We start from the raw sequence: 13,026 nt of genomic DNA, 5'->3' as shown, positions 1-13,026 counted from the left end.
CCGACGTCTGCCGACCGGGATTCTCCATGCAAGCGACACAGCCGCCGGCCGTCAGGCCGGAGGCGGCGCCGGCATCACGGCGAGCAACGCGACGTCGTCGGACAGCTCGCCGCCGGCGAAGGCCGTCAGCCGCTCGAACACCTCCGTGACCGCCCGCACCGGCGTGCTCGCACCCGAGAGCGCCTCGAAGAGACGCTCCTCGCCGAAGAGCTCGCGGTCGCCCCTGCGAGCTTCCAGCACGCCGTCGGTGTACAGGAAGAGGATGTCGCCGGAGCCGAGGAGAGCCGACTCGTCCACGAACTCGAGGGAGTCGAACGCGCCGAGGAACGGAGAGGAGCTGGCGGTCGCTTCCAGCCGGCCATCCCTGCGCCTGACGAGGCCCGGAGGATGGCCGGCAGCGCAATACACGAGGTCGCGACGAGCCGGGTCGAGCACGCCGAAGAGCGCGGTGACGAAGGAGCTCGGATCGCTCATCCGCAACACCATCTCGTTCACCTTGGCGAGGGTCCGGGCGGGCGAGGCGCCCTCGTAGGCATACGCCCGTATGGCATTGCGGGTCACCATCGTCAGCGCGGCGGCGTCCACCCCCTTGCCCGATACGTCGCCGATGACGATGCCGAGCCGCCCGTGCTCCAGCTCGAAGACGTCGTAGAAGTCGCCTCCCACCCGAGCGGCCTCCGCCGCCGAGTGGTAGAGGTGCTCGAACACGACGCCCGGCACCCGTTCCGGCAGGATGAGCAGGGAGCTCTGCAGCGTCTCGGCGAGGTCGTGCTCGGCCTGGTAGACGCGCATGTTCTCGAACGCCTGACCAACGACGTCCGCAACCGTCTGCATGAGGGCCAGTTCCTCGGGCGCGAACGGCCTGCGAACCTCGAACACGAGCGTGAGCGTGCCGAGCACGGCACCCCGGCTTCGGATGGGAACGGAGGCATGGCGCTCCTCGAGCACGCCGGACCCGCGAAGGAAGGCCAGACGCTCCGGCGACAGGACATCGTCGTCATGCGTGAGCAGGCGATCCTCCCGCACAGCGCGCAACGCCAGCAGCGAGGGGTCGTCCGTGCGCGCCCGCGCGATCCGCCGCACGGTGGGCTCGGGATAGCCGAACGCGGCGATCAGCGTCAGGTGGACGCCGTCCGCCTCGAGAAGCCTGATGTCGCCGGCGCGGTGCCCGAGGTGTTCCCTGAGCGCCTCCAGCACGCCCCGCGCGACTTCGTCCACATCCGCGCTCGAGGTCGCGGCCACCGCCGCTTCCCGCAGGGTCGTGCTACGCGCGAGCTGCGTGGCCAGTTCCCGCTGTGCTCGCATCTGTTCCTCGTAGCGCTCGGCGTTCCATACTGCATTGGTCGCCTGCATCACGAGCAGGTGGAACGCCACTTCCTGTTCCTCGTCGAGCTGCAGGACCCGTCTGTCCAGTCCGATCAGCATCCCTTTGAGCCTGCCGCCCTCCGTGCTCAACGGGGCGACGAGCGCGTAGGCGAAGCCCTCGAGCTCGCAGTGGTCGAAGAGCTTCGACCGAGTGATCGACCGCAGGTCGGCGGTCGTGTACACGCGTATCCGCTCCAGGTCGATCGCCGCGACCTCGATCGGTTCCAACACGCAGTTGGTGACCCGCTCGGAGACGCCCTCACCTGCCAGCACCGCGAACTCGGCGGCGCCCTCCGGGCGGTAGAGGAGGATGAACGCGCGCAGGCCCGTGAGGATCGAACCGTACTCGACCACCTGGCGCGCGGCCTCATCCAGGCGCAGAGTCGAGGTCAGCACCACCCCGAGGTGCGCGATCCCCTCGAAGGTCCTCTGACGCGAGGAGACCCGATCGCGCAGCTCCAGGTTCTCCAACAGCGTGCTCGCTTGCCGCACCGCCGCGGAGAGCAGTCGCCGTTCCCGCTCGCCGAAGGCGCGCTCGCTGTCCGGCTCGTCTATCACGGCCCATCCGACGAGCCGCCCAAGCGGTGTCAGCGGGACGAGGAAGGATGTCCTGAAGCCGAAGGAGCGCGAGAGGCTCCTGACCTCCTCCGGCAGCGCCCCGTCATCGACGCCGATCACGAGCTCACGCGCCTCCGACAGCATGCGAGCAAGCCCGCTGCCGGGCTCCAGCCGGAGGGACCGGCCTGCGGGCAACGCGGGCTCTCCCAGCGAGGCGGATACGGAGAGGGTACCGGTGGAGGGGTCCACGGACAGTATGCTGAGGCGGCCGCGCTCGGAGATCGCCTTCACGACCTCGACGATCGACTCGACCGCCTCCTGCAGTGGACGCATCGAGACCGGCAGATGTTCGTCGGTGCGACGCCGGTTCCTGTCCTCGACACGTGACGCCAACGCCGCCGCCTCCGCTCGTCACTCCGAGGCCGCGAACACCTCTCCCGCGAACGGCTCGCCGATCTGCAGACCTTCAGCGGAGATCTCGAACTCCCTGATGCGAGGGTCGTGACCGCTGGCCCTCGTCTTCACCACCGATATGGCGCGCTTTATCCTCGATTGTTCCCGTAGGTAGTGGATGAGGACCACGTTGTCCGACATGTGGCTGATGCCGAACTCGGTGAGCACGGACGTCGAGAACAGGTTACGCACCTCGCTCGTCATGAACACCGACACGCCCCTGACCGCCATCGACTGGACCAGGGAGTACATGTAGTCCCGGAAACGCGCCGGACTCGGCGAGCTGTACTCCAGGTCGTTCAGGCGCCGGCCTGCAGTCCCTCTTCGTCGATCTTGGCCTTCAGCCACTTGATGCGCTCGACGTCCTCGCGGCTGTAGAGGCGGTGCCCGCCCTCGGTGCGGACGGGCTTGATGAGGCCGTAGGCCTTCTCCCAGTATCGCAGCGCGGCGACGGGGACGCCCGTCGTCTCGCTGACCGCGTTGATCGAATAGACGGGGATGTCCGGTTCGAGACCCATAAGGACGTCCTTCTCCCCATCACGCTCGCGTTTATCCGCCAGAATCTTACACTGTCTACCTCGAGTAAGCTCGACTCATCAGCGGAGGCTGTTCGGGAACGCACACTCCGTCCCGAGACGCCCCTGCGATACAAGACGGATGTGTACCCTCAAGCCGCTCTCGCGGCGCGACCCCCACGCCTGCCGGCTCCCCGCCGGCCTTCACGACCCGGAGGGGAAGCGCTCAACTCCTCGCCGCCAGCACCTCTCTTGCCGCACGCGCCACGTCCTCGGCGGTGAGGCCGAAGTGCGACAGCAGCTCGGCCGGCTCGCCCGAGATGCCGAAGACGTCGCGCACGCCGATCCGGCGCAACGGGACGGGGACCCTCTCTCCCAGCACGGTCGCCACGGCCGAGCCCAGGCCCCCGATGACGGAGTGTTCCTCGCAGACGACGACTCCTCCGGTCCTGCCCGCGGAGCCTGCGATCGTCTCGGCGTCCAGGGGCTTGACGCTGACGGCGTCGATGACCTCGGCGGAGACCCCCTCGTCGGCGAGCTCGTCGGCTGCCTGCAGAGCCGCGGCCACCATCACGCCGCACGCCACCAGCGAGACGTCGCTTCCCTCTCGCAGCACGTGCGCTCGCCCGAGCTCGATCTCGACGCTCTCTTCGTAGATGTACGGGACCGCGGTTCGCCCGAGACGGACGTAGAACGGACCCGGCGTCGATGCGGCGAGCCGTATCGCCGCCCGTGCGGCATGATAGTCGGCCGGCACGAGCACGCGCATGCGAGGCAGGACGCTCATCAGCGCGATGTCCTCCAGCATCTGGTGGCTGCCTCCGTCAGGACCCACCGTGACCCCGGCGTGAGTAGGGCAGAGCTTCACCCCGAGGTTCGAGTAGCACACGGTGTTGCGCACCTGGTCATACGCGCGGCCCGCGGCGAAGACGGCGAAGCTTCCGGTGAACGGCGTCAGCCCTGCCGCCGCCAGCCCCGCGGCGACGCCGATCATGTTCTGCTCGGCGACTCCGGCGTCGAAGAAGCGCTCGGGGTGGACCGCCGCGAACTTGGCCGTGGTGGTGGACCTTGCGAGGTCGGCGTCCACCGCCACGACATCGTCGCGCCCCTCCTCGGCGAGCTCGAGCAGCGTCTGTCCGAGGGCCTCCCGCGTGGCGCGCGCCCCGCTCACCTGCCGGCCTCCTCTCCCGGGGGCTCCGCGCCCCAGAGCTCGGCCAGCGCCCGCTCCGCCTGCTCAGCCGTCGGCGCGACGCCGTGCCACTCGCACCTGCCCTCCATGAAGGACACGCCGGCGCCCTTGACCGTGTCCGCGACGAGCACCGTCGGCCGACCTACCGTCTTCCTCGCGCGCGCGAATGCCTCCAGCAGTGCGGCGATGTCGTGGCCGTCGACCGGGATGGCCTCCCAGCCGAACGCGCGGAACTTCTCGGCGATGGGCTGCACGCGCACGATCTCGTCCACGGGACCGTCGATCTGCAGCCCGTTCGCGTCCACGACGGCCGTGACGCTGTCGAGGCCGTGGTGAGCGGCGAACATGGCGGCTTCCCAGATCGACCCCTCCTGCAACTCGCCGTCGCCGAGCAGACAGTACACGCGAGACGCGACGTTGCCCTGCAGGCGCAAGCCGAGGGCGATCCCGGCGGCTACGGACAGTCCCTGGCCGAGCGAGCCGGTGGAGACCTCGATGCCGGGCAGCTTCGTGCTGTCGGGATGGCCTTGCAGGCGGGAACCGAGCTTGCGCAGCGAGGAGAGCTCCTCGACCGGGAGGTAGCCGGCCTCGGCGAGCACCGCGTAGATGAGCGGCGCCGCATGCCCCTTCGACAGGATGAAGCGATCGCGCTCCGGCCAGTCCGGGCAGGCGGGGTCGTGGCGCATGACGCCGAGGTACAGCGTCGCCGCGATGTCGGCGGCCGACAGCGAGCCGCCCGGGTGGCCTGAACCGGCCGCGGCGGTCATCTCGACGATGAGGCATCGCACGCGCCGCGCGGTCTGCTCGATGCTCGGCACGTCCACGGTCGTCGTCATCGAAGACCTCCCCGGTGTCGATCGTCGGCGACGCGAGTATACAGTACGACCCCGTTCCCGCTGGGTACGAGCCCCCGAGACACGCGAAGCCGGTCGCCCGGCGGAGCAGGCTCCTCTGGCCGCTCCGGCTGAACGCTACCCCGCGAATCCGGCCGCACCGCTACCCCGCGGTCACCACTCGCCCCCCGCATCCAGTCGCGGCCGCTCCCGCTTCTCGAGCAGATGGGCCAGCACGCGATCGGCCGTCGTGTTCACGACGTCGTCCTCGGTCAGCCCCGCCGCCTCGGCGGCGGCCAGCGCCGCGTCGAAGCGACCGACGTGCAAGTGGAAGTGCGCGTCCGAGCCGACCACCACCTTGGCGCCGGCCGCCTTGGCCAGCCGAGCGACCTCCAGCTCACCCTCGGCGAACTGCGTCCGTGAGCTCGTGCCCGAGAAGGTCCAGTCGTTGAGCTCGAGCGCGACGCGGTGACGGACTGCGGCCTCCACGACTTCGTGTACGTCGACCGGGTAGTGGCCGTTACCCGGGTGCGTCACCGCATCCACCAGAGGGTTCTCCATCACGCGCACGAGTGCCCGCGTGTTACGCCCGGCGTCCCCGTCGTCGAAACCGCCGGCAGGGTGGAAGCCGACCGCGACGTAGTCGAGCTGGGCGAGGATCTCGTCGGGCAGGTCGAGACCGTTGTCGCTGTCGACGAGGTTCGTCTCCACGCCCTTGAGCAGCCGCACCCCGCCCAGGACAGACGGCAGCGCCTTCAGGTTCCAGAAGTGGTACGGATGAGCGCCGCCGGGGCAGCCGGGCCCGTGGTCGGTCACCGCTATCAGCTCGAGCCCCTTGGCGGCGGCACTCGCCGCCAGCTCCGCCACCGTGGAGTAAGCGTGTCCGGACGCGACGGTGTGGGTGTGCAGGTCTGCCAGGACGCGCATCACTCGCCGCTCCCCGCAGCCGCGGGGGCGGTCGGACGGATGCCCTCCTCCCCCACACGCCACCGGTGGAAGCCCACGACGAACTCCTCCAGCTCGCCGTCCAGCACGGCGCTCACGTTGCCCGTCTCGATCTCCGTGCGGTGGTCCTTGACCATCTGGTACGGGTACAGCACGTAGCTGCGGATCTGGCTGCCGAACGCGATGTCGCGCTTCTCCCCGCGCAATTCCTCTAGTTCAGCTTCACGCTTAGCCTTCTCCAGCTCGTACACCCTCGCCCGCAGGATCGTCAGGGCGGTCTCCTTGTTCTTGGTCTGGCTCTTCTCGTTCTGGCAGGTCACGACTATGCCGGTCGGCGAGTGTGTTATGCGGACGGCCGAGTCGGTCGTGTTCACCGACTGACCTCCCGGACCCGACGAACGGTAGACGTCGACTCGAAGGTCCTCGTCACGGATCTCGACCTCGATCTCGGCGGGCAGCACCGGCAGGACGTCGACCTTGGCGAAGGTCGTGTGGCGCCGCTTCCTCTCGTCAGTGGGGCTGATGCGGACGAGCCGGTGCACCCCCATCTCGGATTGGAGCATGCCGTAGGCGTTCCGGCCGTGCACTGTGAAGACCGCCCGCTCGATGCCCAGCTCCACTCCCGGTGGCGCCTCGTGCAGGTCCACCTTCCAGCGACGGGACTCGCCATACTTGACGAGCATCTTCATGAGCATCTCGGCCCAGTCCTGCGCCTCCAGGCCCCCCGCCCCCGGGATGATCGTGACGATCGCGTCACGCGAGTCGAACTCGCCGCTGAACCACGTCGAGACCTCGAGGTCGTCGATGCGTCGGACGAGTTCGCGCAGCATTCGCAAGGTCTCGGTCGCCAAGTCCTCGTCGTCCTCGCTCACAGCGAGCTCGTTGGCGACCTCGGCCTCCTCGAGCTCCGCCACGATCGACTCGTACGCCGCGATCTCATCCCGCAGCTCGGCGGCCTTGGCCATCGTCGCCTGGGCCGCCGACTGGTCGTCCCAGAAGCCGGGCTCTGAGGCCCGGACCTCCAGCGCCTCGACCTCGACGCGCTTGTCGCCCAGATGAAGGTACTCGCCCATCCGCTGGACCCGCTCGCGCAGAACGGCTATGTCGTTGTGGCGGTCTTCGGCCATGTCTCGCCTGTGCCCTCCGTGCCTCTACGCGATCGCGCCGTGGCACTTCTTGTACTTCTTGCCGCTGCCGCAGGGGCACGGATCGTTGCGCCCCACGTCGGCGAACGGGTCTTCCTTGTCCTTGACGATCGTCGCCGCCGCCGCGGACCCGCCGGCCGCAGCCGAGGCCGCGGAGATCGCATCGGGGCTCGGCCCGCTGACCGCCGAAGCGGCAGCCCGCTGGGCGCCCGCGAAGATGCTCTGCTCGCTGGGGGCGGAGTAGGACACGTCTCGCACGGCCGGTTCGGGCCGCTCCTCGCGCACGACCTGGATGCGCATGAGCGTGCGGAGGAAGTCCTCGTTGACGCTGGCGACCAGCGAGCCGAACATCTCGAACGCCTCACCCTTGTACGCCACCAGCGGATCCACCTGGGCCATCGCCCGGAGCCCGATGCCCTCCTTCAGGTAGTCCATCTCCAGCAGGTGGTCCATCCAGCGCGTGTCGATGACGCGCAGCATGACCTGGCGCTCGAGCTCGCGCAGGTTCTCCGGCCCCAGTTCCTCCTCCTTGGCGCCGTAGAGGCGCTGCACCTCCTCGGCCAGCAGGTCGGCCAGCTCGTGGGGGTTGTCGGTGTCGCCCGAAGCGTCCCGCATCCGGGCGGCCAGCCCCTCGGTACCCGTCAGCTCGTGCAGCCAGCCCTCCACACCGTCCCAGTCCCACTCCTCGGGGTACACGCGCTCCGGACAGAACTCGAGCACGCCCGCCTCCACGCGCTCCCGGATCATCTCCTGCACCCGCCCATGGATGTCCTTGCCGTCCAGCACACGGTTGCGCTCGCCGTAGATGACCTCTCGCTGCCGGTTCATGACGTCGTCGTACTCGAGCACGTGCTTGCGCGCGGCGAAGTTCATCGCCTCGACCTGGCGCTGCGCGCTCTCGATCGCCTTGCTGACGAGCCCGGCCTGTATCGGCATGTCGTCGGGGATCTGCGTGCGCTCCATCAACCGCGAGATGCGGTCCATACGGTCTCCGCCGAAGAGCCTCATCAGGTCGTCGCCCAGCGAGAGATAGAACTGGCTCAAGCCGGGATCGCCCTGACGGCCCGAGCGCCCCCGGAGCTGGTTGTCGATGCGCCGCGAGTCGTGCCGCTCCGTGCCGATGACGGCGAGTCCGCCGGCCTCGACCACCTTGACGTGCTCCTCGGCGGTGACGCGCTTCGCGCTTTCGAGGGCCTCGGCGCGCTGCTCCTCGGTGGCCTCCTCGGGTTTGATGCCCCGCTCGATCAGCAGGTCGTCGACGAGCGTCTCGGGGTTGCCGCCGAGAACGATGTCGGTACCTCGGCCCGCCATGTTCGTGGCGATCGTCACCGCGCCCAGCCGTCCGGCCTGCGCGATTATGTGCGCTTCCATCTCGTGGAACTTGGCGTTGAGCACGTTGTGCTTGATACCCCGCTTGGCGAGCATACGCGAGAGGCGCTCGGAGTTCTCGATCGATATCGTGCCGACCAGACACGGCTGCCCGGCGGCGTGCCGCTCGGCTACCTCGTTCACGACGGCTTCGAACTTGGCCTCCACCGTGCGGTAGATGAGGTCGTCGCGGTCGTCGCGGATCATCGGCATGTGTGTCGGGATGACCATCACGGGCAGCTTGTAGATCTCGCGGAACTCGGCGTCCTCCGTGACCGCGGTGCCCGTCATTCCGGCGAGCTTGCCGTAGAGGCGGAAGTAGTTCTGCAGGGTGATCGTGGCGAGCGTCTGGTTCTCCTCGCGGACGTGCTGCTTCTCCTTGGCCTCGATAGCCTGGTGGAGGCCCTCCGAGTAGCGTCGGCCGTACATCAGGCGGCCGGTGAACTCGTCTACGATGAGCACCTCGCCGTCCTTGACGACGTACTCCACGTCCTTCTTGAACAGGAACTGCGCGCGCAGCGCCTGCTGGAGGTGGTTCACGAGCTGGCCCGACGGGTCCATGTAGAGGTCCTCGATGCCCAGTTCGCGCTCGACCTTGGCCAGACCCTCCTCGGTAACGGCGACGGTGCGCTTCGCCTCGTCGAGCTCGAAGTCGACGTCTAGGCGCAGCCGAGGAACGACCCTGGCGAACTGCTTGTAGGTGTCGGCCGACTTGGTACCGGCGCCGGAGATGATCAGCGGGGTGCGCGCCTCGTCGATCAGGATCGAGTCCACCTCGTCCACGATGGCGTAGTGATGGCCCCGCTGCACTCGGTCGCCGGGGTGCACGACCATGTTGTCGCGCAGGTAGTCGAAGCCGAACTCGCTGTTCGTGCCATACGTGACGTCCGCGCGGTAGGCCGGCACGCGCTGGGAGTTCGGCATCTGCGCCTGGATCAGGCCGACGTCCATGCCGAGGAAGCGGTAGACCCGCCCCATCCACTCGGAGTCGCGCTTGGCCAGGTAGTCGTTGACCGTGACGACGTGCACGCCGTCGCCCGCGAGCGCGTTGAGGTAGACTGCCAGCGTGGCGACCAGCGTCTTGCCCTCACCGGTCTTCATCTCTGCGATCTGGCCGCTGTGCAGCACCATTGCGCCGATGAGCTGCACGTCGAAGTGGCGCATCCCGAGCGAGCGCCAGGCTGCCTCGCGACATACCGCGAACGCTTCGGGGAGCAGGTCGTCGAGGGTCTCGCCGTCGGCCACCCGGCGGCGGAACTCCTCGGTCTTGCCCCTCAGCGCCTCATCGGAGAGCTTCTGTATGTCGGGTTCGAGCTCGTTGACGCGAGCCACGGTCCCCTGGTATTCGCGGAGCTGGCGGCCCTCGCCCATCGTGAGCAGCCGCGTGAGCACGTTGGCCATGAGTGTCAACACCTCAAGAAGTAGCTGGTAGCCAGCAAGAAAAGTCCTCGGCCGAACCTCCCGATTCTAGCATAGAGCGTGCCGTAGCGAGCCGCTCGCGGGCCGCGGCGGGCAGTGGGACGAGCAGGGCCGCAGCGTACGCGGCTCGCACGATGGAGGGAGCCGAGGAGGATGCCCTCCCCGGCTCCCTTCCCGACAGCCCAGCGGGCTCGACAGGCAGGTCGCCTCAGCCTCATACGGTGCCCCTCAGGAGTCTCCCGTCTCCTCACCTATGGGCCTGTACCCGCGCAGTCGCGGTGTCCCTTGTCCGGGAAGCCCGACGAACCGCCGGTCCCCGTCGGCGCTTAGCGGCCGGGCGAGGACACGACGAGCGTAGCCCCACGGACTTACCCAGATCTGTACAGCTACTTACCGATACTACCTTCGAGTCGGCGACCGGTCCCTCCGGCGTCACGCGAACGCGTTGTCCGACGCTTCCTCCATGGCAAGGATGTCCTCGTAGAGCCTCCGCGTCTCTGCAGAAGGATCCAGTCCGAGGTCCTCCGAGAGCTTCGTGCGACAGGCGACGTATGTCTCGATCGCCGCGCCTCGCTGTCCGGTGGCCATCTGGTACCGGATCGCCGCCCGGTAGAGGTCCTCCCGCCAGCTGTTGAACGCTAGTGCCGCTCGCACCATCCGCAACGCCTGATCGGGCATGCCATGCTGCTCGTGGAGAGCCGCTCCCCTGAGCATCGCGTCGGTGAACTCCTGGCGATAGTGCTCACGTGCGGAACTGAACCAGTCGTCGTAGAGGTCACCGGGGAGCAGATCGCCACGGTAGATGCCCATCAGAGCCTCGTACGCCGCGATGGCCTCCGAAGGACGTCCCGAACCCTCGGCGACGCGCGCCTGCTCGAGCTGCTCGTCGAAATCGTCGAGGTCGGTGTGCAGGTTCTCCCGGACGACCCGACAAACGCCGCCGATGCTCTCCACATAGGGGCAGGGCTCACTCCGCGATACTACTCCCATGAGGGCCGACTTCATCGCGCTCCATACCACGTAGAAGTTGTTGCGAGCGCGCACTTCGTCCATGTCCCGCCACAGGTGTTCGAGAATCTGGTCCCGAGGAACGTCCTGGCCCCGTTTGACGACGAGCATCGCGAAGAGCACGCGCGCCTTGCGCTTACGCCAGGCACGGGCAGGGACGGGACCTTGGGGAGTGACGACCTCGCAGGCACCAAGAACGCTGATTATGCAGACACGACGAGGATGAAACCCCGTACTTGCCAAGAATGCATGTGTACACTTCCGGGCATCCAGATGCTGCCGCACCCTTCGGCCAACGACTGAACACCCATCGAGTGCCAGCATCCTGAGGAGCCCTATGGGCAGCGCGTGAAGACCACCACATGAGTCCGCAAGAGCCTCAACAAGTCCGGGGAACGCCCGCAAGTACATCGTCAGTTGCCAGTTCGCACTCCCGGACTCAACGTACTCACTCAGCTTGCCATAACCGTTGATCCTGATGTCCTTGCCACTCTTGACCGATTCACAAACTGCCAGAATCAGCTCCGCCTTGAGCCTTTGCAGCAGCCCAATCGACTCGCCGACTTCATCGGTCAGACGATCAACAAGCTTCCTAGCAGACTCGTATTCTCCGCAGACAGCCAGCGAAGCTGCTGTCTCAAGGAAGGCAGAGTTGCGAAAGACTACATTAGGGTGACTAGCCAGCTTCTGGAGCAGGAGGTCACATTCGAGTACCGCATCCTCTGTCTCGCCCATTGCCCTAAGGATTGCAACAAGATACAGCCGTCCTTGATGGCCATAACTGTCGCCGCCAGCCATTTCACACTCACGAATAGACTCCCTAACATACGAGATTGCCTGCTCATACTCACATCGAGCAGCAGCAACCATGCCCTTATCGGCAAGAAAGCAGTTGTAGTGTCCGACGAAGCCCAGCTCGCGTGATCTCGCCAACACATCAGATATCACAGACTCTGCACAACGCAGTCGTCCTACCTCACAGTAGCTACATCCCAAGTTGCCCATTATGCTCAATCGCAGGGCTTCTGCGATTCGAGGGCTCTCTAAGGCTCTCGTCCACTCCTTGCTCGCTTCACTCCAGAACCCATCCGCTAGTGCAGAGATTAGTCCGCGGGACAGGTGCACACGGGCTACAATGTCGTCGGCGAGGGTTGCATCACCACGCATTGAGAGTTCCTGAATCCGCGCCAGACTGACCTCCGATGCTACCCTCTGCCCGATGAGTGCCGCGCAGACAGCATGCAGACTGAGAACAAGAACTCTAACCTCCGTTGGCACAGTGGAGTCTGGTCTCTGAAGAAAGGCCGAAAACGCTTCCACGGCTTGCAGTAAGCGGCCAGAGTCCATCCAAGACATGGCCATGTACAGAGTTATCTCACCCACGAGAGCATCATTCTCTCCTGCTTCTGCCAGGCTCTTCGCCACAGCAGCTTTCGATTGAGCTTCCTCATTCCAACCCTGTTCTTGAAGAATCTGAGCCAGCAAGTAGATAGCATGTGGCGAAGAAAGCAGGACAGCAGGTGGCAGTTGCTCCAAACAATCCCTCATTCCGGTAAGTAGGCCTCGAGCGAACAGAACATCGCCGTACTCTGAGAGCATCGCGCAGCGCTCGTAAGGGTCGGGGCAGAATCTCAGAATGGCCAGTAGTCGAACGTATCGGCCCTCGACAAGAAGCTCTCGGAGGACAGACTTTATGAGATGATGCTGTTCATCCAGTGTCAATAGCACAAACTCGACTGACATGAAAGCGTCCTGGGCAAGAGAATGCATAGAATACGTACTATCGCTAGCAAGAGTCACAAGGGGCACAACCTCAGCAATCCTCTTGAGGCGCACCCTGTCTGCAAGGTTCGTAATCTTGCAGAGCTGCCCTATGCTTCCCTTACCTAGAAGTGCCGCCGCATACAGCACGATGCGATCATCTCGCTCAAGCTGACAGTTGGCCAGCCAACGCAGGTGGGAAGCAACACTTGAGAAGCGCCACTCCTGCTGTTGCTTCAGCTCGCCTGTCGATTGCAGGCAAAGGACGTACGGGATGCAGAGAACCAAGAGTGCTGGCTGTCCCTTTGTGAACTCGAGCAGTTCGTTGACGAGATGTTCCTCGATATCACGATGGCCTACGTCATGAAGAAGCTCTCCGACCTCCCGGCTAGAGAACCGCAGAAGCTCTGCAGTAATCACCAGTATCTTCGGCGGTAGGGAGCTAACGTGTTCCACAGAGCGCGTTA

Annotated in this window: 9 protein-coding genes; all 9 read right to left on the bottom strand. The window is 66.1% G+C overall.

The genetic code is table 11. The features are described from left to right. Positions 1-51: 51 nt before the first annotated feature. Positions 52-2,316 carry a SpoIIE family protein phosphatase gene (locus tag IBX62_01970; protein MBE0475852.1) on the bottom strand — a complete coding sequence of 755 codons (2,265 nt, stop codon included), beginning with the start codon at positions 2,314-2,316 and terminating at the stop codon, positions 52-54. A gap of 18 nt (positions 2,317-2,334) precedes the next feature. Next, a complete protein-coding gene (locus IBX62_01965; protein ID MBE0475851.1) occupies positions 2,335-2,724 on the bottom strand; it encodes a hypothetical protein in 390 nt (129 codons plus the stop codon). Next, the gene (locus tag IBX62_01960) at positions 2,676-2,894 is read right to left on the bottom strand and encodes a MerR family transcriptional regulator (protein ID MBE0475850.1); all 219 of its coding nucleotides are present in this window, start codon (positions 2,892-2,894) and stop codon (positions 2,676-2,678) included. Before IBX62_01960 ends, IBX62_01965 begins: the two co-directional genes overlap by 49 nt. Before the next feature lie 223 nt (positions 2,895-3,117). Then, complete coding sequence (locus IBX62_01955; protein ID MBE0475849.1) at positions 3,118-4,062, bottom strand: transketolase family protein; 945 nt, start codon at positions 4,060-4,062, stop codon at positions 3,118-3,120. After that, the gene (locus tag IBX62_01950) at positions 4,059-4,916 is read right to left on the bottom strand and encodes a transketolase (GenBank protein ID MBE0475848.1); all 858 of its coding nucleotides are present in this window, start codon (positions 4,914-4,916) and stop codon (positions 4,059-4,061) included. The genes IBX62_01955 and IBX62_01950 overlap by 4 nt, the downstream gene beginning before the upstream one ends. 171 nt (positions 4,917-5,087) lie before the next feature. Then, positions 5,088-5,840 carry a PHP domain-containing protein gene (locus IBX62_01945; GenBank protein ID MBE0475847.1) on the bottom strand — a complete coding sequence of 251 codons (753 nt, stop codon included), beginning with the start codon at positions 5,838-5,840 and terminating at the stop codon, positions 5,088-5,090. After that, entirely contained in the window at positions 5,840-6,985 is a 1,146-nt protein-coding gene (gene prfB, locus IBX62_01940) for a peptide chain release factor 2 (protein ID MBE0475846.1), read from the bottom strand. The genes IBX62_01945 and prfB overlap by 1 nt, the downstream gene beginning before the upstream one ends. Positions 6,986-7,009: 24 nt before the next feature. Further along, positions 7,010-9,772, bottom strand: a complete 2,763-nt coding sequence (secA, locus tag IBX62_01935; protein ID MBE0475845.1) for a preprotein translocase subunit SecA — start codon at positions 9,770-9,772, stop codon at positions 7,010-7,012. 450 nt (positions 9,773-10,222) lie between these two features. After that, the gene (locus IBX62_01930; GenBank protein ID MBE0475844.1) at positions 10,223-12,979 is read right to left on the bottom strand and encodes a hypothetical protein; all 2,757 of its coding nucleotides are present in this window, start codon (positions 12,977-12,979) and stop codon (positions 10,223-10,225) included. Between the last annotated feature and the right edge of the window lie 47 nt (positions 12,980-13,026).

The organism is Coriobacteriia bacterium (assembly GCA_014859305.1).
Lineage (GTDB): Bacteria > Actinomycetota > Coriobacteriia > Anaerosomatales > Kmv31 > Kmv31.
This window is presented reverse-complemented; position numbering and strand designations above follow the sequence as displayed.